24 protein-coding genes and 2 tRNA genes are annotated in these 24,123 nt (G+C 70.4%); 13 read left to right on the top strand and 13 right to left on the bottom strand.

What is annotated here, in order from left to right; genetic code table 11:
- Positions 1-679, top strand: a 679-nt coding sequence (locus B9G49_RS05935) for a methyl-accepting chemotaxis protein (protein WP_233125169.1), incomplete at its 5' end; no start/stop codon positions are given.
- Between the two features lie 112 nt (positions 680-791).
- Here B9G49_RS05935 and B9G49_RS05930 read toward each other — a convergent pair.
- Positions 792-1,031: a hypothetical protein gene (locus B9G49_RS05930; protein ID WP_049931548.1), complete on the bottom strand. Its 240-nt coding sequence runs from the start codon at positions 1,029-1,031 to the stop codon at positions 792-794.
- A 66-nt stretch (positions 1,032-1,097) separates the two neighbouring features.
- Positions 1,098-1,583, bottom strand: coding sequence for a DoxX family membrane protein (locus B9G49_RS05925; protein WP_086215753.1), 486 nt, complete (start codon positions 1,581-1,583; stop codon positions 1,098-1,100).
- 132 nt (positions 1,584-1,715) lie between these two features.
- On the opposite strand from B9G49_RS05925, the gene B9G49_RS05920 reads away from it, so the two are divergent.
- Together B9G49_RS05920 and B9G49_RS05915 are read left to right on the top strand one after the other, a co-directional pair.
- Positions 1,716-3,617, top strand: coding sequence for a site-2 protease family protein (locus B9G49_RS05920; RefSeq protein ID WP_086215752.1), 1,902 nt, complete (start codon positions 1,716-1,718; stop codon positions 3,615-3,617).
- A 97-nt stretch (positions 3,618-3,714) separates the two neighbouring features.
- Positions 3,715-4,230, top strand: a complete 516-nt coding sequence (locus B9G49_RS05915; protein WP_049931545.1) for a hypothetical protein — start codon at positions 3,715-3,717, stop codon at positions 4,228-4,230.
- A 71-nt stretch (positions 4,231-4,301) separates the two neighbouring features.
- Here B9G49_RS05915 and B9G49_RS05910 read toward each other — a convergent pair whose 3' ends face one another.
- Positions 4,302-5,345 (bottom strand): succinylglutamate desuccinylase/aspartoacylase family protein, encoded by a 1,044-nt coding sequence (locus B9G49_RS05910; RefSeq protein ID WP_086215751.1) that lies wholly within the window; start codon positions 5,343-5,345, stop codon positions 4,302-4,304.
- Positions 5,346-5,455: 110 nt separating this feature from the next.
- Here B9G49_RS05910 and B9G49_RS05905 point away from each other — a divergent pair, with 110 nt between their 5' ends.
- Together B9G49_RS05905 and B9G49_RS05900 are read left to right on the top strand one after the other, a co-directional pair.
- Positions 5,456-6,811, top strand: a complete 1,356-nt coding sequence (locus B9G49_RS05905; RefSeq protein WP_176450716.1) for a RimK/LysX family protein — start codon at positions 5,456-5,458, stop codon at positions 6,809-6,811.
- Positions 6,812-6,889: 78 nt separating this feature from the next.
- A complete protein-coding gene (locus B9G49_RS05900) occupies positions 6,890-7,342 on the top strand; it encodes a hypothetical protein (protein ID WP_086215750.1) in 453 nt (150 codons plus the stop codon).
- Between the two features lie 31 nt (positions 7,343-7,373).
- Here the strand turns inward: B9G49_RS05900 and B9G49_RS05895 are convergent, their stop codons facing one another.
- On the bottom strand, positions 7,374-7,928 hold the full coding sequence (locus tag B9G49_RS05895) for a DNA-3-methyladenine glycosylase (protein ID WP_049931703.1): 555 nt from the start codon (positions 7,926-7,928) through the stop codon (positions 7,374-7,376).
- A 369-nt stretch (positions 7,929-8,297) separates the two neighbouring features.
- Here B9G49_RS05895 and B9G49_RS05890 point away from each other — a divergent pair, with 369 nt between their 5' ends.
- The gene (locus tag B9G49_RS05890) at positions 8,298-10,283 is read left to right on the top strand and encodes a 3-hydroxyacyl-CoA dehydrogenase/enoyl-CoA hydratase family protein (RefSeq protein ID WP_086215748.1); all 1,986 of its coding nucleotides are present in this window, start codon (positions 8,298-8,300) and stop codon (positions 10,281-10,283) included.
- Positions 10,284-10,298: 15 nt separating this feature from the next.
- Here B9G49_RS05890 and B9G49_RS05885 read toward each other — a convergent pair whose 3' ends face one another.
- The 3 genes from B9G49_RS05885 to asd all read right to left on the bottom strand — a co-directional run bounded on the left by B9G49_RS05885 (position 10,299) and on the right by asd (position 12,341).
- Positions 10,299-10,925: a class I SAM-dependent methyltransferase gene (locus tag B9G49_RS05885; RefSeq protein WP_086215747.1), complete on the bottom strand. Its 627-nt coding sequence runs from the start codon at positions 10,923-10,925 to the stop codon at positions 10,299-10,301.
- A gap of 99 nt (positions 10,926-11,024) precedes the next feature.
- The gene (locus tag B9G49_RS05880) at positions 11,025-11,237 is read right to left on the bottom strand and encodes a hypothetical protein (protein WP_049931540.1); all 213 of its coding nucleotides are present in this window, start codon (positions 11,235-11,237) and stop codon (positions 11,025-11,027) included.
- Positions 11,238-11,294: 57 nt separating this feature from the next.
- Complete coding sequence (gene asd, locus B9G49_RS05875) at positions 11,295-12,341, bottom strand: aspartate-semialdehyde dehydrogenase (protein ID WP_086215746.1); 1,047 nt, start codon at positions 12,339-12,341, stop codon at positions 11,295-11,297.
- 621 nt (positions 12,342-12,962) lie between these two features.
- Between asd and B9G49_RS05870 the strand changes: the two genes are divergently transcribed.
- On the top strand, positions 12,963-13,703 hold the full coding sequence (locus tag B9G49_RS05870; RefSeq protein ID WP_086215745.1) for an MBL fold metallo-hydrolase: 741 nt from the start codon (positions 12,963-12,965) through the stop codon (positions 13,701-13,703).
- Positions 13,704-13,878: 175 nt separating this feature from the next.
- Here the strand turns inward: B9G49_RS05870 and B9G49_RS05865 are convergent.
- A tRNA-His gene (locus tag B9G49_RS05865) sits at positions 13,879-13,951 on the bottom strand.
- A gap of 141 nt (positions 13,952-14,092) precedes the next feature.
- Here B9G49_RS05865 and B9G49_RS05860 point away from each other — a divergent pair.
- The 5 genes from B9G49_RS05860 (at position 14,093) to B9G49_RS05840 (ending at position 18,171) form a co-directional block, all read left to right on the top strand.
- Positions 14,093-14,548, top strand: coding sequence for a DUF5814 domain-containing protein (locus B9G49_RS05860; RefSeq protein WP_086215744.1), 456 nt, complete (start codon positions 14,093-14,095; stop codon positions 14,546-14,548).
- Positions 14,549-14,672: 124 nt separating this feature from the next.
- On the top strand, positions 14,673-15,569 hold the full coding sequence (locus B9G49_RS05855; RefSeq protein ID WP_222104438.1) for a COX15/CtaA family protein: 897 nt from the start codon (positions 14,673-14,675) through the stop codon (positions 15,567-15,569).
- 139 nt (positions 15,570-15,708) lie between these two features.
- The gene (locus B9G49_RS05850; protein ID WP_086215742.1) at positions 15,709-16,530 is read left to right on the top strand and encodes a basic amino acid ABC transporter substrate-binding protein; all 822 of its coding nucleotides are present in this window, start codon (positions 15,709-15,711) and stop codon (positions 16,528-16,530) included.
- 79 nt (positions 16,531-16,609) lie between these two features.
- Positions 16,610-17,446 carry an amino acid ABC transporter permease gene (locus tag B9G49_RS05845; RefSeq protein ID WP_049930713.1) on the top strand — a complete coding sequence of 279 codons (837 nt, stop codon included), beginning with the start codon at positions 16,610-16,612 and terminating at the stop codon, positions 17,444-17,446.
- Positions 17,443-18,171, top strand: a complete 729-nt coding sequence (locus tag B9G49_RS05840) for an amino acid ABC transporter ATP-binding protein (protein WP_086215741.1) — start codon at positions 17,443-17,445, stop codon at positions 18,169-18,171. Before B9G49_RS05845 ends, B9G49_RS05840 begins: the two co-directional genes overlap by 4 nt.
- A 7-nt stretch (positions 18,172-18,178) precedes the next feature.
- On the opposite strand, the gene B9G49_RS05835 is transcribed toward B9G49_RS05840, so the two are convergent.
- Positions 18,179-19,249 (bottom strand): zinc-dependent alcohol dehydrogenase family protein, encoded by a 1,071-nt coding sequence (locus tag B9G49_RS05835; RefSeq protein ID WP_086215740.1) that lies wholly within the window; start codon positions 19,247-19,249, stop codon positions 18,179-18,181.
- Between the two features lie 146 nt (positions 19,250-19,395).
- On the opposite strand from B9G49_RS05835, the gene B9G49_RS05830 reads away from it, so the two are divergent.
- Positions 19,396-20,550, top strand: a complete 1,155-nt coding sequence (locus tag B9G49_RS05830) for a HAMP domain-containing sensor histidine kinase (RefSeq protein ID WP_049930720.1) — start codon at positions 19,396-19,398, stop codon at positions 20,548-20,550.
- Positions 20,551-20,568: 18 nt separating this feature from the next.
- Here the strand turns inward: B9G49_RS05830 and B9G49_RS05825 are convergent, their stop codons facing one another.
- The 4 genes from B9G49_RS05825 to B9G49_RS05810 all read right to left on the bottom strand — a co-directional run bounded on the left by B9G49_RS05825 (position 20,569) and on the right by B9G49_RS05810 (position 24,092).
- Complete coding sequence (locus B9G49_RS05825) at positions 20,569-22,071, bottom strand: replication factor C large subunit (protein ID WP_086215739.1); 1,503 nt, start codon at positions 22,069-22,071, stop codon at positions 20,569-20,571.
- A gap of 55 nt (positions 22,072-22,126) precedes the next feature.
- A complete protein-coding gene (locus tag B9G49_RS05820; RefSeq protein WP_049930723.1) occupies positions 22,127-22,423 on the bottom strand; it encodes a DUF3006 domain-containing protein in 297 nt (98 codons plus the stop codon).
- The gene (locus B9G49_RS05815; protein WP_086215738.1) at positions 22,420-23,877 is read right to left on the bottom strand and encodes a lamin tail domain-containing protein; all 1,458 of its coding nucleotides are present in this window, start codon (positions 23,875-23,877) and stop codon (positions 22,420-22,422) included. The genes B9G49_RS05820 and B9G49_RS05815 overlap by 4 nt, the downstream gene beginning before the upstream one ends.
- A 144-nt stretch (positions 23,878-24,021) precedes the next feature.
- Positions 24,022-24,092, bottom strand: a tRNA-Pro gene (locus tag B9G49_RS05810).
- Positions 24,093-24,123 lie beyond the last annotated feature (31 nt).

The raw sequence follows: 24,123 nt of genomic DNA, 5'->3' as shown, positions 1-24,123 counted from the left end.
GGCGGCGGGCAGGGGCCGCGCGGGCCGGGTCGGCGAGATCGACGAGATCGCGGCCGGGATAGACGGGATCGCGGAGGAGGCCAACCTGCTCGCGCGGAACGCCGCCATCGAGGCGGCGCGCGCCGACGGCTCCGGCGACGGGTTCGCGGTCGTCGCCGACGAGGTGAAGGCGCTCGCCGAGGAGACGCGCGAGTCGGCGGGGGAGATCTCCGGGCGGATCGAGGAGGTCCAGACCGCGTCGGCGGAGACCGCCGCCGACGCCGAGGCGATGGAGGCCCAGGTAGCCGAGGGGGTCGAGACGATCGAGTCGACGCTGCGGGAGTTCGAGGGCGTCGTCGAGGACGTGACGAGCGTCGACGAGACGGTCCAAGAGATCAGCGACGCGACCGACGACCAGGCGCGCACCACGCAGGAGGTCGTCGACATGGTCGACGGCGTCGCCTCTGTGAGCCGACAGACCGCGACCGAGGCGGAGACCGTCGCGGCCGCGGCCGAGGAGCAGACCGCGACCGTCTCCGAGGTGACCGGCCGGGTCCACACGCTCTCGGACCGGTCCGACGACCTGTTGGCGCGGCTGAACGAGTTCGAGGTTCCCGACGGGGGCGACGGTGACGAAACCGTCGACGGTCCGGGGGCCGGCGCCGAGGTGCGGTCGGCGACGGGCGCCGACGACGACTGAGGACGCGGTCGGCGATCGGTGCTGACGACGACTGAGGACGCGGTCGGCGATCGGTGCTGACGACGACTGAGGACGGTCTGGGCGCGACGAGGTCGGCGACCGGCGCCGCCGACTACTCCGAGCGCCCGCGTCCGCCGAGCGAGGGCAGGTTCACGCCGATCTCACCGAGCAGCGCGCCGACGGCGGCGTAGCCCAGCGCGCCGACGGAAGCGATAATCAGGACCTGTCCGACGAGGACGAGCAGCGCCGACAGCGGGTCGCCGGCGCCGAGGATGAGGTCGTTCAGGAAGATGTCGACGAACCGCCCGACGTCGCCGACCAGCCGGGAGACGAAGTCGATGAGCGCCATCATGAGTCACGCTTGTACCGGGGGGTACTTGGGTGTTGAGTTCGCGGCGGGACCTCGATCGCTCCGGAACTACGCCTCCGAACACGGCTCCGACGAGTCGTCGTCGCGCGCGTACCGCAGCGCCCAGGCGATCAGGACGCCCTGAAACGGCAGGCGGGCCAGCGCCGCGAGCCGCGCCGGAGCGACGAGTCGGTCCGGGAGGAGGTCGTCGAGGGTGTCGCGCCGGGCGAGGTGGACGTTCGCCGGAAACACGGCGAGGAGGAGGGCGACGATCCCCCACGCGGACGGGCGCCGCGTCCGCGGTATCGCGACGCCGACCCCGAGGAGTATCTCGGCGATCCCGGAGAGGTACACCAGCCCGACGGGCCGGGGGAACGACGGCGGGATCGCCTCCGCGAACCGATCCGGGATCAGGAAGTGGGCGACCCCGGCGGTAACGTACGCCGCGCCCATGAGGGGCGCGAGCGAGCGTTCGGCGGCGTCCGACTCGACGGGATCGGGCCGTCGGCGCGCGGGCTGTGCGTCTGCGGCGTGGGACCGGTCGGCGTCGGCCATCGGTCCGACGCACGCACCGGACGCGTATCAGTCCTCCCCGACGGCCGCGGCGGGCCGTATCGGTGCGCGCGGTGCGGCCGAGGGTTCCGGGAACCGAACCCCTTACGAGCGGGCGAGCCCAACGGCGTGGTAATGAACACGTTGTTCTGGGTGCTGACGGGGGTCCTCGCGTACTCCGCGGTCGCGATGTGGCTGCGGAACGAGGGGATCCTCCCGGACGCGGTCAGGATCTCCGGACCGGTGTTGACGCTCCGGACCCTCCGCGGGCGCGCCTTCCTCGGCCGACTGGCGGCGCCGAAGCGGTTCTGGCGCGCGGTCGCCAACCTCGGCCTCGGCGGGGCCTTAGTGGCGATGGTGGCGTCGTTCGTGCTCATCCTCTCGTCGGCGATGTCGGCGTTCACGAACGCACAGCCCGCCGCGATCCAGCAGCCGCAGAACTTCCTCATCATCCCCGGCGTCAACGACTTCCTTCCCCTGTCGGTCGCGCCGGAGATCGTCGCCGGGCTCGGAGCCGCGATGGTGATCCACGAGGGGGCACACGGGCTCCTCTGCCGGGTCGAGGGCATCGACATCGACTCGATGGGACTCGTCTTCTTCGCGCTGCTCCCGGTGGGCGCGTTCGTCGAACCGGACGAGGAGGCGACGCAGGATGCGTCTCGCGGCGCGCGCGCACGGATGTTCGCTGCCGGCGTCACCGCGAACACCGTCCTCACGATCGTCGTCTTCGCGCTCCTCTTCGGCCCCGTGGTCGGCGCCATCTCGCCCGCGGCGGGCTACGCGGTCGGCGAGGTCAACCCCGGCTCCCCGGCGGCCGCGGCCGACATCTCGCAGGGCGACCGGGTCGTCGAGGTCGCCGGAACGCCGATCGAGACGAGCGCCGAGTTCGAGTCGGCGATCGCCGACGCCGGCGACTCGGTTGCGCTCACAGTCGACGACGGCGACGCGCGGGAGACGGTGCGGGTCGACCGCGAGCTACAGGTGGTCGGGTCCGCCGGCGGCAACCCCCTCGGCGTGAGGATCGAGGGCGCACCGGTGACGATCGCGGCGGTGAACGGCGAGCCGGTCGCGACCGAGTCGGACCTCTTCGCCGCGGTCGGCGACGACGAGCGCGCCGCGCTGACGGTGACCGGCAACGCGACCGTCGTCGACCAGGTCCGCGACGCGCCCGGCGCCGAGGACGCCTCGGGCGTCGAAACGGCCGACGGCGAGGCCGCAGTCACCGTCCCGGACGTGTCGATCGGCGCGTACGTCGTCGGCGTTCAGGAGGACGGGCCGATTCACGACGCGGGCGCCGCCCTCGGCGAGCCGCTGACGATCGTCTCGGTCGACGGCGAGCGCGTCGTCGACAACGGGGCGCTCTCCGCGGTCCTCGGCGAGCGCGAGCCGGGGGAGACCGTCCCCGTCACCGTCTACGACGCTGACGGCGAACGCGACACGTACGAGGTCGAACTCGACGCCCACCCGAACCGCGACGGCGGCTTCGTCGGCGTCAGCGTCTTCCCCGGGACGAGCGGGCTCGCGCTCGACGACGTGGGCGTCACCGAGTACCCCGCCGGCGCGTACCTCGAACTGCTCGGCGGCGACGGGGGCGAGGGGACCGCCGGCGGCGTCCCGCTCGGCGGGGTCACCGACTCGCCGCTCGGCTTGGTGTTCGTCGCGCTCATCCTGCCGCTCGGCAGCCTGTTCGGGCTCCCGTTCAACTTCGCGGGGTTCACCGGCGACCTGACCAACTTTTTCGTTGTCGAGGGGCCGCTCGCGGTGCTCGGCGGCGGGACGTTCCTGCTCGCGAACCTCCTGTTCTGGTCGGGGTGGATCAACATCCAGCTGGCGCTGTTCAACTGCCTGCCGGCGTTCCCGCTCGACGGCGGCCGCATCCTCCGGATGGTCGCCGAGGCGGTGATCAGCCGGGTCCCGATCAGCGACCGGCACGCCGCGGTGCGGACGATCACGGTCTCGTCCGGCCTCGTCATGCTGACCGGACTGATCGCGATGATCTTCGGCAACCAGATCCTCACGGCGCTCGGGCTGATCTGAGGCCCGGCGCCACGTCTCGGCCGATGGCGGAGCTGTTCGGCTGCGGGCGGCCGCGCGGCTCGGAAAGGCTCAACTCCCGGCCCGCCGAAGGCGGCGTATGCGCGCCCCGCTCGCGGCCGCCGCGCTCGTCGCGCTCGGCGTCCTCCTGATGGCGAACCCGCTGTTCCTCCCGGTCTCGGTCGGCGAGGCCGACCCGGCCTACACCCACACTGTTCGGTCGGTGACCGCCGGGTCGTCGGTGGGTCTCGACGCTCCGACCGACGAAGGTCTCGACGACTCGAACGCCGTCGTCGCGTACGCCGACCTCGACCCCGCCGCCCGCGCGGCGTTCGACCGCGCCCGCGACGCCCCCGAGGGCGCGTTCGGCGTCGAGAGCCCCGACGAGCGCGTCGACTCGCTGTCGTACCCGACCGACCCGACGCTCGGCGACGGACTGCTGATCGTCGAGCTCGACGGCGAGCGGTACGAGTTCTGGACCCGGACCGTCGAGCGCGAGCCGGGCGCCGTCGTCGCCCAGCGGGTCGTCCTCCAGCCGGTGGCGTTCCTCGGCGGCTTCCTCGCGGTCGTCGCCGGGGCCGCGGTCGGGCTACGGGAGCGGCTCGGCGAGGGGTGACGGGTCGGTGTCACGGCCACGACGGCGACGTACGAACCCAGAGCGCGACCCGTCGACCACAGAGGGCGACCTCACTTCCCGGCCGTCGGCGTCGGTTGACCGACGGGCTTCGGCGCGCTGCCGGCCTCGATCGCCCGACGGGTCGACTCACCGATCTCGACGAGGTGACACAGGGGGTTCCCGGGGTAGACGACCGGGTTCTCCAGCAGGCCGATCAGGAGCCCGGTGAACGGGGCCTCCACCGCGACCGCGTCCTCCTTGAACGGGTTGGTGATCGTCGCGATGCGCTCGCCCTCGCGGACGAGCGAGCCGCTCTCGAAGTGGGTGTCGACGATGCCGCCGGAGTCGGCGCGCAGCCACGTCTTCTCGCCCGCCCCGGCGACAACGGTGCGCCAGCCGGGCCAGCGAACCGTGTCGGTCTCCAGGAGTCCGTACTCCGCGAAGACGGATTTGACGCCGTCGAGCGCGTCGTCGATGAGCGGGCGCTGGAACCGGTGGGCCTCCCCCATCTCGATCGTGATCGTGGGGATGTCGGCGTCGGTCGCCTCGCCGCGGAGCGTGCCGCTCGGCCCGTCGCTGTCGATGATCACCTTCGAGCCGAACGCCATCGCGAGCCGGTACACCGACTCGTCGGTCATGTCCGCGCGGACGTGGAGCATGTTCGTCCGGCCGCGGGTGGAGGTGTGGAAGTCGAGCCCGAAGTCGCACGGCGCGATGAAGTTCTCGTAGATCCGGTGGGCCATCCGCTTCGAGCTGGTCGACCCGGGCTTCCCGGGGAACGACCGGTTCAGGTCGCGGTCGTAGACGGGGAGGTATCGCTGCTGGGCGAGGAAGCCGGGCACGTTGAGGACGGGGAGACAGACGAGCGTGCCCGAAAGCGCCGAGAGGTCCCACTCGTGGGCGACCTCGCGGACGACCTCGATTCCGTTGAGTTCGTCGCCGTGGGCGGCCGCGGTCAGGAAGGCGGTCGGCCCGTCGCGCTCCCCGTTGACGATCGTGACCGGGATACGGACGGGGTCGCCGAGGTACGTCTCGCTGATGCCGTAGCGGATGTTCTGCGTTTCGCCGGGCGGCACCGCCCCGCCGTTGTACGTGAACGCCCGGTCCTCGCTCATGGCAGACCGGAGCGCGGCGTCGGGTATATATATGGCGACCCGGAGACTCCGGATCTCGTCCGGCCGAAACGATCGGGGCGTCTTTTACGTCGGCCCGCGCAGTGAGAGGTATGAGTTCGGACTCGGTTCGGGTGGGAGTGTTGTCGCTGCACAACAGCAAGGAGACGAAGGCGATCTGTAACGCCGTCGAGGATCTCGGCCACGAGCCGGTGTGGCTCCGCGAGGAGAACGCCGCGGTGAGCGTCGAGGACGGCGAGGTGGCGGTCGAGCCCGCGGTCGACGTGATCGCGAACCGCCTGCTCTTATCGAACACCGACCAGCCCGCGGAGCTGCTCGGGTTGGCGGCGACGTTCGAGCGCATCCGGCCGATGCTGAACGAGCCGAACGCGGTGCTGGCGTCGATCCACAAGTTCGCGACGGCGGCGACGCTCGCCGACTGGAACATCCGCGTGCCCGACGCGCTGCTCGCGCTGTCGAACGACCGCCTCAACGAGGGCCGCGAGCGGTTCGGCGACGTGGGCGTGTATAAGACCGCGATCGGCACCCACGGCGGCGGGACGTGGAAGGTCGACCTGACCGAGCGCGTGAACCCGAAGGTCGGCAACCGGCAGGCGTTCCTCCAGCGGCTCATCGACCGCGACGACGAGAAGCACCGCGACCTGCGGGTGTACGTCGTCGGCGACGAGATCGTCGGGTCGATGTACCGCTACGCGCCCGAGGGCGACTGGCGCACCAACGTCGCGCTGGGCGGCGCGGTGGAGGACGCCACCGACGACATGCCGCAGGAGGCCGCCGACACCGCCCTCTACGCGGCCGAGGTGATGGGGCTCGACTACGCCGGCGTCGACCTCGTCGAGGGGTACGACGGCTGGTACGTCCTCGAAGTGAACCCCACGGCCGGGTTCAAGGGGCTGTTCGAGGCGACCGGCACCAGCCCGGCCCCGCACATCGCGAAGCTGGCGATCGAGACGGTCGGCGGCGAGGTCGAGGACGAGGCGGTCGAGCGCGTCGCCGCGACCCTCGACGACTCGCGGCCGTCCTGCGCGCCCGCGCCGAAGCCGACCCCCTCCGAGCAGCCCGACATCGGCTACATCGAGGAGGTCGTCGTCACGGGCACCTCCGGCTCGACGCAGGCGCTCGCGAAGTCGGACACGGGCGCGACCCGGACGAGCATCGACACCCAGTTGGCCGCCGAGATCGGTGCGGGTCCGATCAAGAGCATGACCCGGGTCAAGTCGGGCAGCGTGAAGGGCGGGAAGGCCCGGCCGGTCGTCGACCTCGTCATCGGTATCGGCGGCAACCAGCACACCGTCACCGCGAGCGTCGAGGACCGCGAGCACATGGAGTACCCGCTGCTGCTCGGCCGCGACATCCTCACCGACTACCGGGTCGACGTGCGGCGGCGCGCCGACAGAGACGAGGCCGAGCGCGACGAGGCGGGCGAAATCCTCGAAGAGGAGGAGTAGACCCGTCCGGCGCCGCCGAAATCTGGCTCACGCGCGTCTGACAAAAGTATAAGACCGAGGCTGTCGAGGACACGACACATGGTGAAGAGCACGGTCCGGTTTCCCGAGTCGGTGGTCGAGGAGATCGAATCGCTCGTCGACGAGGGGCAGTTCGAGAGCAAGTCGGAGTTCTACCGCTTCTCGGCCGACTACGTGCTCTCCCGGACCCTCGACGAGTACAACCCGGAGACGATCGACTACGAGGCGATCGAGTCCGAGGTGATCCCGGACGCGGACCGGACGCTGGGCGCGGACGAGGAGACCGACGGCCCCCCGTTCTTCGAGTCCGTCGCGTTCGTGCGGAAGCTCGCGCTCCGGGAGAAGTTCAGCGACGCCGAGGACTTCATCGACCACCAGTACGTCCCCGGTGATCGGCACGCGGTCCTCTTAGAAGAGATCCTCCGGCTGTACCGCGAGGACGCGGCGAGCGGTGACCGAGCCCCGGCCGGCGACCCCGAGCCCGAACCGGAGCAGTCGACCCGGACCCGATAGCTCGGCCCGTCGTTCCTCGACGAGAGCGCGGTCAGGACTCGTACTCGGCCCAGATGTATCGCGTCCCGTAGCTCCGGTACGGGCGCCACGCCTCGGCGATCTCGCGCATCTCCGCGCGCGACAGCGATTCCCCACCGTTGTACACCAGCTCGATCCCTTTCCGAACCGCCAGGTCGCCGAGCGGGAGCACGTCCTCGCGCCCGAGCGCGAAGACGAGGTACATCCTCGCGGTCCACTCGCCGACGCCCGTGATCTCGGTGAGCCGGTCGACGACCGCCTCGTCGCTTACGCCCGCCAACTCCTCGCGCGTGAGGTCGCGCTCGTCGTCGCGAAACGCGGCGGCGGCGTTGCGCAGGTAGTCGACCTTCGTGCCGCTGAGCCCGGCCTCGCGCAGGGCCGCCTCGTCGGCCGCGAGGACGCGCTCCGGGGTCGGGTCGCCGCCCACGACTTCCACGAACCGCTCGTGGATGGCCGCCGCAGAGGCGGTCGAGAGCTGCTGGTTCACGATCGAGGTACAGAGCCGCGCGAACTCGTCGTCCGCGGGCGCGACGTCGAGGGGCCCGTGTCGGTCGACGAGCGTCGCCATCGTCGGGTCCTCGCGGAGGACCTCGATCACCGGGTCGTCTACGTCCGCGGCCGGACCGCCACTCTTCGCCGCTGGCCCGTCAGCGTCCGCGGCCGGGTCGATCGTTCCGTCGACGCGGTCGTCCATACCGAAGCGAGGGACCGCACGGAGGAGTACGTTCGGTTCCGGACCGGTCCGCGCGGCCTCTCACACCCCGCGTCGAGCGCTCGTGCTCGTCTCAGTCCCTCACACCCCGCGTCGACCGTTCGTGCTCGTCTCAGTCCCTCGCACCCCGCGTCGAGCCGCCGCCGACCCACCCGAATAAACTTACAGTTTGTTTTACGTTTGGAAGATGAAAACGTTCAACCATGACGGTTCCGACTCTCAGGTATGCAGCTCGAAGACGTCCAGCGCGTGACGGTGCTCGGCGCCGGGAACATGGGCCACGGTATCGCTGAAGTGGCCGCTCTCGCCGGCTACGACGTGTCGCTCCGCGACATCAACGATGAGCTCGTCCAGAACGGGTACGACCAGATCGAGTGGTCGCTCGGCAAGCTCGCGGAGAAGGACCGAATCGGCGACGACGAGGCGGACGCCGCGCTCGACCGCGTCGACGCGTTCGTCGACCTCGAGGACGCGCTCGACGGCGCCGACGTCGTCGTCGAGGTCGTCCCCGAGAAGATGGCCATCAAGAAGGACGTGTACGACGACGTGGTCGAGTACGCGCCCGACGAGGCCGTCTTCGCCACCAACACCTCCAGCCTCTCTATCACCGAGCTGTCGGAGGTGACGGACCGCCCCGAGCGCTTCTGCGGGATGCACTTCTTCAACCCGCCGGTGCGGATGGACTTGGTCGAGGTCATCTCCGGGGAGCACTCGAGCGAGGAGACGCTCGACCTGATCGAGGGGCTCGCCGAGTCGATGGGGAAGACGCCCGTCCGGGTCCGGAAGGACAGCCCCGGGTTCATCGTCAACCGCATCCTCGTCCCCCTGATGAACGAGGCGGCGTGGATCGTCGAGTCCGGCGACGCGACGATGGAGGCGGTCGACTCCACGACGAAGTTCGACATGGGCCTCCCGATGGGGTCGTTCGAGCTCGCCGACCAGGTCGGCATCGACGTGGGCTACCACGTGCTGGAGTACATGTACGAGGTCCTCGGCGACGCCTACCGCCCCTGCCCGCTGCTCGGCGAGAAGGTCGAGGCGGAGGACCTCGGCAAGAAGACCGGCAAGGGATTCTACGACTACGAGGACGGCGACGGCGCGCAGATCCCGAGCGACGCGCTCGACGACGACGTGCGCCGCCGCCTGCTCGCGGTGATGGCCAACGAGACGGCCGGCCTGATCGGCAACGACGTGGCCGACGCCGACGACATCGACGAGGCGGTCAAGCTCGGCGCGGGCTTCCCCGACGGCCCGGCAAAGCTCGCTGACGAAGAGGGGCTCGACGCGCTGGTCGAGACGCTCGACGCCCTCGCGGAGGAGACCGGCGAGGAGCGCTACGAGGCGACCGACTACCTGCGCGAGGCGGCCGAGTCGGGCGGCTTCCGCGGCGACGGAGCCGACGGCGACGCGGAGAGCGGCCCGGCGTTCGACGTGCTGAACGTCGACGTTGACGCCGACGCGCGGGTCGGGCACGTCGAGATCGACCGCCCGCACCGGATGAACACGATCAGCGGCGACGTGCTCGACGAGCTCGCCGACGCGATCGACCTGCTCGACGGCGACGACGACGTGCGGGCGATCCTCCTCTCCGGCGCGGGCGACCGCGCCTTCTCCGCCGGCGCGGACGTCCAGAGTATGGCCGCGGGCGGCGCGGACCCGATCCACGCCGTCGAGCTCTCGCGGCAGGGTCAACAGACGTTCGGCAAGCTCGAGGAGTCGGACAAGCCCGTCATCGCCGCCATCGACGGCTACTGCCTCGGCGGCGGGATGGAGCTCGCGACCGCGGCAGACATGCGGATCGCCTCCGAGCGCTCCGAGCTCGGCCAGCCCGAACTCGACCTCGGCCTGCTCCCGGGTTGGGGCGGCACGCAGCGGCTCGCGCGCGTCGTCGGCGAGGGGCGCGCGAAGGAGATCATCCTCACCGCCGACCGCTACGACGCCGAGACGATGGCCGACTACGGCTTCGTCAACGAGGTCGTGCCGGGCGACGAGCTCGACGACCGGGCGCAGGAGCTGGCCGAGCAGCTCGCGGGCGGCCCGCCGATCGCCCAGAAGTACACGAAGCGCGCCATCCACGCCGGCCGCACCGACAACGAGGCCGGCCTCGAAGTCGAGGCGATGGGCTTCGGCCACGTCATGAACACCGACGACCTCATCGAGGGCGTCACGGCGTTCATGGGCGACGGCGAACCCGAGTTCGAAGGGAAGTAACGAGGGCTCGGCTGCTCACTCGGTGAGCCGCGCGGCGAAGAACGTCCAGCGCGCGTCCTCGCCGTCGGCGAGCGAGTCGTCGACGGTCGATTCCCGCTCGATTACGAAGCCGGCGTTCCGGAGCTGCCGCCGAGTCGCCTCCGCGCCCGCGATGTGCCACTGCATCTCGACGCCGGTGTCGAGCCAGTCCGGGTTCTCGCCGTTCCACGGCTCCGGTCCCTCGGAACAGAGGAGCCGTCCCCCGTCGCCGAGGACGCGGGCGAACTCGTCGACGACGGCCTGGTGACGCCCCTCCGGAACGTGGATTAGCGAGTGGTACGCCGTCACCGCGTCGAAGGCGCCGTCGCGGAACGGGAGCGCGACGAGGTCACCCTGCGCGAGCGGCGCTCCGGGGACGTTCTCGGCGGCCAGCGCCAGTTGGGTGCGCGAGATGTCCGCTCCGACGGCGGTCCCGGAGTCGTTCAGCGCTCGGAGCACGGGCGTGCCCTGCCCGCAGCCGGCGTCGAGGACCCGCGCGTCCGGCGGCAGCGACTCACGGAAGCGGTCGAGGACCGCTCGTCCGCGGCTGTCCTCGACGCGGTCGGCCGCGTACGCCGTCGCGAGTTCGTCGTACCCCCGGCGGACGACGTTCCTGTCGACCATGTGCGGGGACATTCGCGACGGGCTGTTGAACGCTTCGGTCGGCGCGGTCTCGTGGCCCCCCGGAGTATTCGGTGCCGTCCGGTGCCCGTCCGGGACCGATCACAGCGGCGTGTCGGCCGCCGCGGCCACCTGTCTACTGACGCTGCCGACGAGGTACGCGACCGCGGCGACGAAGAGGACGACACCGACCACACTCGACACGCCGGGGAGCGCGGCCTCGACGAACGCGGGGAGCGTCGTCGCCCCGGACACCGGGAGGAGGAGGACCGCGACGCCCCGGCGGACGGACCGTTTCGCGGATGGCTCTGCCATGGCGTCGGCCGACGGAACGCGGAGAATAAAGTGGTTATCGGTCGGCGGCCGGCGCGCTTAGACGTACCCTTCCTCGACGAGCAGCTCGCCGTTGAGCAGCGAGGCGCCCGCCGCGCCGCGGATCGTGTTGTGTGCGAGGCAGTTGTACTTCGCGCCGGCGTCGGTGGTCTGGACGCCGCCGGCGACGATTCCCATCCCGTCGGCGTACGTGCGGTCGAGGCGGGGCTGCGGACGCTCGGGCTCGTCGTCGCCGAACACCTTGATGAGCTGTTCGGGCGAGCTTGGGAGGTCGCCGACGCCCTCGAACGAGCGCATCGCCTCGCGGAGGTCCGCCGGCGCGGGGTCCTCGGCGAACTCGGCGAAGACGTTCTCCAGGTGGCCGTCGAGCGTGGGGATCCGGTTACACGAGGCGGCCACGTCGGCGTCGTGGAGGGAGACCTCGGCGCCGTCGAACTCGCCGAGCAGCTTGCGCGACTCCGTCTCCATCTTGTCCTCCTCGCCGCCGATGTGGGGGATGGCGTTGTCGAGGATCTCCATCGAAGTGACGCCGGAGTAGCCGGCGCCGGAGACCGCCTGAAGCGTCGAGACCCGGACGCTTTCGAGGCCGAACTCGTCGATCGCCGCGAGCGTCGGCACCATCGTGATCGTCGAGCAGTTCGGGTTCTTCACGAGGGCGCCGTCCCAGCCCCGCTCGTCGCGCTGGACCTCGATGAGCCCGAGGTGGTCGGGGTTGATCTCGGGGATCGTGAGCGGGACGTCCGCCGCCATGCGGTCGTTCGAGGAGTTCGAGGAGACGACGTATCCGGCATCGAGGAACTCGGGCTCGACCTCGGCCGCGACGCCCGACGGGAGCGAGGAAAAGAGGAGGTCGACGTCGTCGTCCGCGACCCCGGCGGGGCTCGTCTCGGCGACCTCCATCTCGGCGACGCCCTCCGGAATCGGGGTGTCGACGCGCCACTTGGCCGCCTCGCGGTAGGTCTTGCCCGCGCTCTCCGCGCTCGCGGTGACCGCGGCGAGCTCGAAGGTCGGGTGGTCGTCGAGCAACTGGATGAACCGCTGGCCGACCGCGCCGGTGGCACCGAGGATGCCGACTCGTACTGACATTGCGCGTGGGTCCGTGACAGGGACGTAAGTGCGTTCGGATAGCCGTCGATACCGCCGAACGCGGCCGGCGATTCGGCCTGACGGTCGGTCCGACTATGATGCGTCGGCGACCGCGGCGCGTTCCCAACGAACCGTCGCCGACCGGCGCGGTCCGGGAGATATTCGCCGATCCGGCAGGAACGTTCCGTTCTGGGCGTCAGGTGCGTTCGAAGCACGCCCAAGTTCGACGGGTTCTCGCTCGTCCCGACCCTGTCCGCCGCCACGCTGGCGAGCGTCACCCACGAGACGGCCCGCTCGCTCTCCTTCGGCATCCGGCCGGAAGTCGTGAGCCTCTCACCCGACCGTTTAACCGCGCGCGACGGCTATCCGAACGTGCGCGCCCCTAGTCCCCGCCCGAGTACTCCCCGATGGGAGCGATGACAGCGCGGAGAACCCAGGCGCGTGACACCGGTCGCGAACGCGACCCGCCCGTCGCCGCGCAGGCGACCGCCCGCCACGAGGGTTTCCCGGTCGACGCGGCACGCCGCCGGAGATGAGACCGGTCGTTAGTGTCGCGGGCGACATTCCGACGCTCGACAGCGGCGCCGCAACGCACAACCCCTCGCGCGCCGAAGGCCCGACATGTCGAACACCCGCGGCGCCGGCCCCGCCGTCACTCTCGTCCGCAACGCCACGGCGCTCGCGACCGTGGACGGGACGACGTTCCTCGTCGATCCGCTGTTCGCGTCCGAAGGCACGCTTCCGCCGATCGACAACACCCCGAACGACCGGCGCAACCCGCTCGTCCCGCTTCCCGACGTCGACCTGTCGCACGACGCGGTGATCGTCACCCACCGCCACCCGGATCACTTCGACGACGCGGCCGCGGAGCGACTCGACGCCGACGTGCCGCTGTTCTGTCAGCCCGCGGAGGCGGACGCGTTCGTCGAGGACGGCTTCACCGACGTGCGACCGGTCGAGGAGACGGCGTCGTTCGACGGCGTCGCGCTCCGCCGAACCCCGGGCCGTCACGGACACGGGGAACTTGCCGAGCAGATGGGTCCGGTCTCCGGGTTCCTGCTTGACGGCGACGAGACGCTGTACCTCGCCGGCGACACGGTCTGGTACGACCCGGTCGCGGAGACGCTGGCGGAGTTCGACCCCGACGCCGTCGTGCTCAACGGCGGCGCGGCGCGGTTCAACCACGGCGAACCGATCACGATGGGCGTCGAGGACGTCGCGGCCGTGCGCGAGGCCACCGACGCTCCGGTCGCCGTGGTCCACATGGAGGCGATCAACCACTGCCTGCTCTCGCGCGAGGAACTCCGGGCGGAGACGGCGGACGTGCTGATCCCGGAAGACGGCGAGCGGATCGAGTTCTGACCGGCGCCTCGATCACCGCTTCAATTCGCTACGGAGCCTCGCGGCTCGCGATACCGCTCACCGCGAGAAGGTCCGGGTGCGAGAATCGAACCCGGGCGAGACGCGCTCCGCTCGTCTCGCATGATTCAATCTCGCCTTCCGGACTTTTCGCTCCTCACTCCGTTCGTCGGAAAAGGTCCGGGTGCGAGAATCGAACCCGCGTCTCAGCCTCCACAAGGCTGAAGGATAGTCCACTACCCTAACCCGGACACGCGTCGTCAAGTACCCCGCTTCGATAAATAACGGTTACGACTCCCGGACGGGCGTGTGACGCGATGTCGTTCGAACCGCCGACGGTCTCCCGATCACCGCGTCGCTTTTGAGGGCTGCGGGCGTACAAATCGCTAACTGTGGCCTTTACCGACAAGATCTACGTGAAGAACCACCGGCAGCTCGCCTCCCAGCTGGAGGCGAACATCCCGAAGGGGGCGTTCGCCGGCGCCACCCTCGACCTGCTGTTCACCGGCGACGGCCTCTCGAAGCTCGACGAGACGACCCGCGACCGCGTCCTCGACTTCGCCGAGGACTTCCTCGACTGCGACTGCGATTCGAACCCGTACTGCGGCTGCCCCGAGGAGAAGTTCATGCGCTATGTCCTCGAACTGCGCGCCGAGGGGCTCGGCCCGCAGGCCATCGTCGACGTGATGACCGACGATTACATGGTGTACGCGTACACCGGCGACGTGCTCTCGTTCCTCGACAACTCCGTCCGGAAGCTGGAGGCGATCGAGACGCTCGCGGACGTCGACGGCAACGAAGAAATGTCCGAGCGGGCGCGGCGGGCGAAGCGAGAGCTGTCCGGGTAGCGGTCGCGTACCGGGGGACGCTCGACCGCCTCGACCGTCCGTCGCCGCCTGTCGACCCGTGCGCCCTTCTCGATCGCGAGGAGCGGCCGAACGGTCTAAGTGCGCGCGCGCCCGAAATCGGCTAATGAGTCTTCGGCCCGCGTGGCTAACGTTCAGGCGATACGCGGCGGCGACGACGGGGATGACGCTCGTCCTCTTCTCGCTCGGCGTCTACACCGCGGCGACCGGCTCCGGGCTGGCGTGTCAGGCCCAGTGGCCGCTGTGTTCCGACCAGCTCATCCCGGCGCTCACGATCAACCCCGACTTCATCGAGTGGTTCCACCGGGCGTGGGCGATGGTCACCGGCTTCCTCATCATCGGCGTCGCCGGGTGGACGTGGCTCGGGTCCGGGTTCGAGCGCCGGACCAAGCTGGCGGCGACGCTGGCGGTCGCTATCTTACCGCTCCAGATCACCGTCGGCGCGATCACCGTCACCCTCAGCGGGCTCATCCCGGGCGGGTACACGGTATCCACGCACGCGGCGCACCTGTCCGTGGCGCTGATCATCTTCACGCTGCTCGGGCTGGCGACGATCTGGGGCGGCGGGCGCGGGAACGCGCGACTGCTCCGGGCGGCCGCGGGAATCGCCGTCGCCGGTATCGTCGCCAGCGCGGTCTTCTCGCGGGCGGTCCCGTTCCTCACCTACGCGCCGCCCGCGCAGGCCGCCTTCTACATCACCGGGCTCGCCGGACACCTCGGGCTCGTCGCGGCCGTCGCGTACGCGACGGAGGCGGTCCGGGGCGGGTACGACGAGCTCGACGCCGGGACGGCCAACACCGTTCGCGCGTTGGCGGCCGGGTCGTTGGCCGCGCTCGTGGGCACGCTGCTGCTCGGCCGGGACCTCGTGTTGTACACCGCGACGTGGCAGCAGATCAACCTCGCCGTCTTGGCCGTCGCCGTCGCGCTCGCCGCGGGCGCGGCGTGGACCCTCCGCGGCGCCGACGAGATGCGCGACGGGAGCGTCCCGATCGGCGGCGACTGATCGGGCCGCTCGCCGTCGGGTCGCGCCCCCGAACGGAGCGGCGTCTCTCCTGAACGACCCTGTCGAACCCCCGCAGTTCGGCAAATATTGCTATCTCGCGGCCGAAACGTTGAAATCGTGATCAACCGAGAAACGGTGTATGGACGAAACCCGTTCTGTGAACCGGCGACAGTACCTGACCGCGGTCGGCGCGAGCGGACTGGCGGCCACCGCCGGCTGTATCGGCGGCGGCGGCGGGGGCGGTGAGACGATCACCATCGGCTCCGACATCCCATACGCGCCCTTCGAGTACCGCAACGAGGCGGGCGACCTCATCGGATTCGACGTCGAGATCGCCGAGGCCGTGTTCGGCGAGCAGCTCGACATGGACTACGAGTTCCAGGAGACCTCCTTCGACGGGATCATCGCGTCGCTGAACAACGCGAACTTCCGCGTCATCATGAGCGCGATGACGATCAACGAGTCGCGCGCCGAGCGGGTCGACTTCTCGGACCCGTACTTCACCGCGTACCAGACCGTCCTCCTCTTGGAGGGCAGCGACATCGGCTCCCGCGAGGACCTCCAGGGCACGTCCGTCGGCGTCCAGCGCGGGACGACCGGCGAGGCCGCCGCCGAGGACCTCCAAGAGGAGTTCGGCGGCGACCTCCAGATCGAGAGCTACGACCAGATCAACGGCGCGTTCGACGCGCTGCTCAACAATCAGGTGGACGCGGTCATCAACGACAACACCGTGAGCGCCTCGTTCGCCGCGGAGAACGAGGAGGTCGTCTTCCTCGAGGGAGACGGGGTCGCGGCCGACCGCGACGACGCGCCGCCGTACCTCACGCTGACGATCGAGGAGTACGGGATCGCGTTCCGGCAGGACGACGACGACTTCCGAGAGGAGGTCAACGGGGCCCTCGCGACGATCCGCGAGAACGGGACGTACGAGGAGATCTACAACGAGTACTTCGACGGCTGAGTCTCCGGACCTCGCCGTCTCTACCTGATATCACATGGCAACACAGACAGAATCGGAGTCGAGCGGCGGCGGCGTACTGATGCGCGACCGGCTGGTGAAGCGGGTCGGCGAGGTGGCCGCCGGGGGGTTCGTGCTGGCCATCGGGGGACTGTTGGCCTGGATCCTTTCGACGCAGGTCGACTACAGCCTGCTCGCCTCGCCGCTCATCGCGCGGCGGTTCGCGGAGGCGTTCTTCCTCGTCATCCAGATCGTCGTGATCTCGAGTCTCCTCTCCGTGTCGCTCGGCGTCCTCGTGGGGCTCGGCCGGATCTCGACATCGAACGTCACCGGACGGATCGCGAAGGGGTACGTCGAGTTCTTCCGCGGCACGCCCCTGCTGTTCCAGCTGTTCGTCATCTACTTCGGCGTGCCGCGGCTCTGGGCCACCGGCGAGTTCCCCTTCACGGACTGGGCGATCCCGGCCGCGATCATCGGGCTCACGCTGAACCACGGCGCGTACGTCGGCGAGGCGATCCGCGGCGGGATCGACGCCGTCCCGAACGGCCAGATGGAGGCGGCCCGGTCGCTCGGGATGTCCCGCGTGATGGCGCTGCGGCAGGTCGTCCTCCCGCAGGCGTGGCGCAACGCGCTCGCGGCCATCGGCAACGACCAGATCATTCTCGTGAAGGACACCTCGCTGCTGACCGTCATCGCTGTCCCGGAGATCATGAGCGTGTTCCGAAACATCAACAGCAACCAACTGGACCCGTGGACCCCGCTCGTGTGGGTGTGCGTGCTCTACCTCGCGATCACGATGTCGATGAGCCAGCTCGTCAACGGACTGGAGCGCCGGTCGGACTGGGGGTCCGACAGCCGGATGTTCGGTCGGCTGTCGGGGCTCGGCTCCGGCGACGACGACGGGGGTGAGGAGGCGTGACCGGTCCGCTCGTCGAGTTTGACGGCGTCGACAAGTCATTCGGCGACACGCAGGTGCTGTACGACGTCGACGTCGACGTCGACGAGGGAGAGGTCGTCGTCGTCATCGGACCGTCCGGGTCCGGGAAGTCGACGCTGCTCCGGTGTGCGAACCGGTTAGAGGAGATTCAGGGCGGCGATATCCGGCTCGACGGCCGGTCCGTGATCGAGACGGACGTCAACGAGATCCGACAGCAGATCGGGATGGTGTTCCAGTCGTTCAACCTCTTCCCGCACAAGACCGCGCTGGAGAACGTCGCGCTCGCCCCGGAGAAGGTGAAAGGCGAGCCGGAGGGCGAGGCGAAGCGGGCCGCGTCCGACCTCCTCGACCGGGTCGGGCTCGCCGATCAGGCCGAGTCGCACCCGGGCGCGCTCTCGGGCGGCCAGCAGCAGCGCGTCGCCATCGCCCGCGCGCTCGCGATGGAGCCGCGGGTGATGCTGTTCGACGAGGTGACGAGCGCGTTGGACCCCGAGCTCGTCGGCGAGGTGCTCGACGTGATCGAGGGACTCGCGGCCGACGGGATGACGATGGTCCTCGTCACCCACGAGATGGGCTTCGCCCGCGAGGTCGGCGACCGGATCGTCTTGATGGCCGACGGCCGAGTCGTTGAGCGGACCGAGACGCGGTCCTTCTTCGACGAGCCGTCGACGGACCGCGGTCAACAGTTCCTCTCGCGACTGCTGTAGGCCGCGCTCAGAACTCGGTAACGACCTCCACGCCCGCCACCTCGTACTCGTCCATCGCCGCGAGCCGGCCCGACACCTCCGGCAGTGACAGTTCGCGAGCGACCAGGGCGCCGGGGTCGATCCCCGTCGACTCGATCAGCGCGAACAGGTCCGGGTAGCTCGTCGGCGGCATCCCGCGCGAGCCGAGGAACGAGATCTCCCACCGGGTCATCCAGTCGGTCGGGAGCGACACCTCGCCGCGTTCGGCGTCCGTCGTGAGCCCGACTTGGACGTGGATGCCTCGGGGACGCAGCGACCGGACGGAGTTCCGACAGGTCTCGGCGATCCCCAGAGCGTCGAGCGAGACGTCGGCGCCGCCGTCGGTGAGGTCGCGGATTTGCTCGGGGACCGAACTTTCCTCCGGCAGCGACCCCGGACTCACGCTCTCGTCGGCGCCGAGCTCGCGAGCGAGCGAGAGGGCCGCGTCGTCGATGTCGACCGCGATCACGCGCGCGCCGAGCGCCGCAGCGATCTGGACCGCGGAGAGGCCGACGCCCCCGCAGCCGTGGACGGCGACCGCGTCGCCGCCGCTGACGTTCGCGCGCTCGGCGAGCGCGTGGTACGCCGTCATGTACCGACAGCCGAGCGCCGCGGCCGCGGTCGCGCCGAGCCAGGCGGGGCGCCCGACGAGGTTGTAGTCGGCGGCCGGCACCGCCACTCGCTCCGCGAACGCGCCCGGGGCGGCGGCCTCGAACCCCAGCGCGCGGCCGTCCTCGCAGACGTTGCCGGCCCCGCGGCGGCAGTGGGGGCACGTCCCGTCGCCGAGCGAGAAGGGGACGACCACGCGGTCGCCCGGGCGGAACCGGTCGACCTCGTCGCCGACCGCGACGACCTCGCCGGCCGGCTCGTGGCCGAGCACTTGGCCGCGCGGGACGCGGTCGTCCGCCCACTCCCCGTGACCGGCCCACGCGTGCCAGTCGCTGCGGCAGACGCCGCAGGCCTCCACGCGGACGACGGCGCCGTCGGGCTGCGGTTCGGGGTCGGGAAGCTCGCGAACCGCGAGCGGCTCCCCGTGGTCTCGAAGGATCGCAGCGCGCATACGGCGATCAATCGGCGGACGCGACAAAGGTCTCTCGGCGGTTCCGCTTCCGCGATCGATTTTTTCGTGTTATTTTGACTTGATCTCAGTGTATGACAAGTGATAGTTGAGTAATGTTTATGTGGACCGAGTAATCTGGTTGACACGTGTCACGACCGATGAAGCGACGGCCCGGGATCGCCTACCGCCGACCCGAGGGGGACCCCTCTCGGTTCGTGATCGAGGCGGGAGACGATCCGCGGGTCCACGCCCCGGAGCGGCCGGACGGCGGTTGGCTCGACTGCGTGGCCGACGAGGACCGCGACCGTCTCCGGGAGGCGCTCGAGACCGACCCCGTCGACGTGGTGTACCGCGTCGCGTCCGACAGTGAGCCGCAGTGGGTCCACGAGCGTGGCCGGGCGACCGAACGCGGCGACGTGGCGGGGTACCTCTTCCCCGCCGACGAGCGCGTCGAGCGTCGCAAACGGCTGGAACGACAGCGCGAGCGGCTGGAGGAGTTCGCGAGCGTCGTGAGCCACGACCTCCGGAACCCCCTCTCCGTCGCGGTCGGAAACATCGAACTGGCCGACGACCTCGACGGCGACGCGTCGACGGAGCAGCTGGACCGCGCCCTCGACGCCCTCGACCGCATGGACCACCTCATCGGCGACGTCCTGACGCTGGCGCGCGAGGGGAAAACGGTTCAGGCGACCGAGCCGACCGACCTGCGGTCGGTCGTCGAGAGCGCGTGGCGGACGACGGGCCGACCGGCCGACGCCGCGCTCGTCGTCGACGCACCGCTCCCGACGATCCGGTCGGACGCGGACCGACTCCGACAGGCGCTCGAGAACCTCTTCCGCAACGCGATCGAACACGGGACCCCGGACGAACCCGGCTCGGCCGGCACCGGCGGCGACGAGTCGGACCCAGACGAGCGCGGCGCGCCGAGGACGTTCGCCTCGGGAGCGGGGTCGCAGGCCGACGGCACTCCCTCGGACCCCGACGAGGCCGCGGTCCGCGTCCGGGTCGGGCGGACGCGCGAGGGGTTCTACGTCGCTGACGACGGGCCCGGGATCGACCCCGACCAGCGAGACGCCGTCTTCGATGCTGGACACACCACCGCGAAGGACGGGACGGGCTTCGGGCTCGCCATCGTCGAGCGAATCGCCGAGGCGCACGGGTGGACCGTCTCGGTGACGGAGGGCCGGGAGGGCGGCGCGCGGTTCGAGTTCTGCCGCGTGGATGCGATCGAGCCTGCGGGCGTGAGCGACGGCGGTTCGGGGCCGAGTTCGTCCCCCCTCAGCGGCAGCGGGAACCGGTGAACTACCCCCGAGACCGGCTCACATGAAGTCGGTCAGCCCGGCCTGATCGTCGTCTTCCTCCTCGTCGGCCGCTTCGTCAGCGGCCGCGCCGTCCGCCGAGTCGCGCTGGTCGCTCCCGTCGGCGGTCGCCTCGGAGCCGTCGCGGTCCGGGTCGTCGGCCGCGCCCGAGTCGCTCTCGTCGTCTCGGCGGTCGGCCGCGGCGTGCGCGAAGGCGCCGTCCGCGTGCTCCTCGATCAGTTCCTCGCGGCGGGCCTGCGCGTCCTCGACGATCGACGCGACCTTGTTCGTCGACTCGCCGGAGCCGGTAACGAAGGCGACGCCCGCCTCGTCGAGGTCGTATGCGGCCGCCATCGCGACGGTCAGGTCGCGGGGCTTACAGTGGTGCGTGACGGTCTCGAGGAACGGGAGCACCTCGCGTCTGGCGGTCGCGACGCTACAGCCGCTCGCGGCCGCAATCTTGCCGACGACCTCGTCGGCGGTCGCGTCCGACGACGACCAGAACTGCGGGCGGCCGTACCGGGTCCAGCCCCCCTTCTCGCCGTCGCGGGCGGACGCGACGCCCGCCGCCGCGTTGTCGGTCGCGTACCGCCAGTAGGAGTAGTTCTGCGTGGCGCGGACGCGGCCGAGCCACACGTCGGCGTTCGCGAGGAAGTCGTACGCGCGAACCGCCGCCGCCGGCTCGTACACGTCGAGGACGTTGTTCTCGATCCACGCCGTCAGGTCGTCCGGGGTCTCGTCGACGGCGTACGCCGACCGGAGCGCCTCCTCGGCGGACTCCTCTTTCAACACGGCGTCGAGGAACGGGAACAGCCCCAGCGCCTTGTCGCGGTCGCCGGTGACCACGTCCTCGACCGTGATCGAGTCGCGCCCCTGCGTCGCGGCTTGGAGGTCGTTGACCGCGCCTCGGAGGTCGCCGCGGTTCCCCTCCGCGATCCGCTGGAGGGCGTCGGAGTCGAACTCGATTCCCTCCTTGCGGCAGACGTCGCGGAGGACGGGGACGATGGAGCGCGCGGAGACGTCGCGGAACTCGATCTCCTGGGTCGCGTTCCGGAGCCCCCGCGACATGTCGTAGTAGTCGTTGGCGATGAGCACGATGGGCTGGCCGGACTCCTTGACCAGCTTCGTGATCGCCGAGGCGCCGCCGCGGTCGTAGTTGCCGTGGATGTTGTCCGCCTCGTCGACGATGACGAGCTGTCGCGAGGCGGTGTCGCCGCCGGCCGCGCCGCCGCCGGCCGCGCTCCCGCTGAGGGTGGCGTTCCGCGCGGCCCGGCCCGCGAACCGCTCGATGACGTCGGCGGTGCGCTGGTCGGAGGCGTTCAGCTCCACCGTCTCCCACCCCATGTCGTTCGCGAGCGCGTGCGCCGCGCTCGTCTTCCCGACGCCGGGGCTGCCGTGGAGGACGACCGCCTCGTGATGGTCGTCCCACGAGCGGGCCCACTCCGCGAACGCGTCGCGGGCCTTGTCGTTGCCGCGCACCTCCGAGAGCGTGCTCGGGCGGTACTTCTCCGTCCAGTCGGCCATTACCGAAGCAAGGAGCGAGCCGCGTTTAGTGGTTGCGGAGCGACCGGCGCCGCCCTTACGCCCCCTCGTCGGACGGCGGTCGCTCCGAGAGCCGATCGAACCGGTCCTGCGCCGCCTCGGCGCGGCGCTCCGTCTCCTCGGGCTCGTACGAGGCGGCCTCGATACGCCCGCCGTCGAGCGTCACCGACAGGACCGCGTCGGCATGCCCTCCGTCCGGCGGAAGCCGCGAGGCGTCCAGCACCGCGTCCCCCACCTCGTCGCCGTCGCGCTCGAAGAACACGGTCGCGAGCCCGTCCTCGACGCCGTCCACGACCGCGGTGTACTCGCCGTCGGGGAGATCGATACCGGTCATTCGTAGCTCACCGCAAGCACGCGTTCCCCGGCGGCGTTCGAGAGTATCACCGTGTCGCCGGCGTTGTTCCAGACCGGCGCCCCCGCCCCCCAGTACAGTTCGGCGTCGGTGTCTGCGCCGCTCCCCGTCCGGAGCGTCACCGTCGCGCCCGCGTCGAGCGTGTATCCCTCCGGGAACGCGTAGCTGTGCGCCGCCTCGTCCGCGACCGTCCACCCGGACAGGTCGATCGGCTCGTCGCCCGCGTTCTCGAAGACCACGTACTCGTCGTTCAGGTTCTCGCCGTCGTCGCCCTCGGCGTCCGCGTTGATCGCCGCGACTTCCAAGGCTGCGGCCGGATCGGTCGACGCCGTCTCGTCCCCTCCGTCAGTGTCGCCGCCGTCGTCGTCGGCGTCGCTGTCGTCGTCGGCTCCGCCTCCGGAACCGCCGTCGACCGGGTCGCCGCCGAGCCGAGCGCGTTCGACGACCTCGCCGCCTGCCCCGGGTTCGATCGGCTCGCCGTCGCGCATCGCGAGCGGGTCGGTGGGCGCGTCGCGCTGCGTCCGCACGGAGACGCCGTTCCCGTCGCTCACGAGGACGACGGTCCCGTGCGTCGCGGTCCAGTAGGTCGGGAGCGACCGGTCCGCGAACCGCCGGAGGACCTCCTCTGTCGGGTGACCGTACTGGGAGTCGTACGCGCTCGACACGACGACCGCCCGCGGTCCCACCGTGTCGAGGAACTGGCCGCTCGACGAGCTCGACGAGCCGTGGTGGCCGGCTTTCAGCACGGTCGACTCCAGTTCCGACCCGTACGCGTCGATCAGGTACGCTTCTTGATCGTCTTCGGCGTCGCCGGACAGCAGGAAGCTCGTCTCGCCGTGGGTGAGCCTGAGCACGACGCTGTTCTCGTTGCGCGCTTCGCCTTCGAGGTACGGCTCGGGCGGCCCGAGCACGTCGACGCCGACCGCGCCGAACGAGATCGCGTCGCCCTCGCGCGTCTCGTACAGCGTCACGTCGTGCTCCTCGACCGCGTCGAGGTACTCGGCGTAGGTCTGCGTGCTCGCGGCGATGCCGGGGTCGTAGACGGCACCGATCCCGTCGGCCTCCGTCTCGTAGTGCTCGATGATCGCCGCGTTGCCGCCGATGTGGTCTGCGTCGTTGTGCGAGGTGACGAGGTGGTCGATCCGCGTGATGTCGTGCCGCCGGAGGTACTCCAGCACGTACTCGCCGTCGTCGTTGTAGTGACCCGTGTCGACGAGCATGGTCGCTCCCTCCGGCCCGACGACGAGCGTGCTGACCGACTGCCCGACGTTGATGAAGTGGACCTCGACGGTGCCGTTCGCCGCCTCGGCCGCCGTCTCGTCGCCCGCGTCCGGTCCCGTCGGCGCCTGATCGCCGGGTACCGCGCCGGCACAGCCCGCGAGGAAGATGATCCCCGCGAGCAGGAGGATCCGGAACGCACCGCCCGTTCGTTTCATGTTTCGTTGATATTCTACACGGGCAAAGAGGTACGCATCCGTTACCGACCCGCACGTGTACTGTCCCGGATCGCGTCGCACCGTCCGCGAAGAGCGACAGCGGTCGCGCTAGCCGCATCCGGACGGTCCGCGTAGAATTCCGTATGGGACCGCTGAGAGTCGAACTCAGGTCATACGGACCCCATCCGCATAGGATACCACTACCCCACGGTCCCTGACTACACGCTGAAAAACGACGGTCCAGTA

It is taken from the genome of Halorubrum sp. SD683, assembly GCF_002135045.1.
Lineage (GTDB): Archaea > Halobacteriota > Halobacteria > Halobacteriales > Haloferacaceae > Halorubrum > Halorubrum ezzemoulense.
The sequence above is the reverse complement of the archived record's forward strand: the minus strand, read 5'-3'. Positions and strand labels throughout refer to the sequence as shown.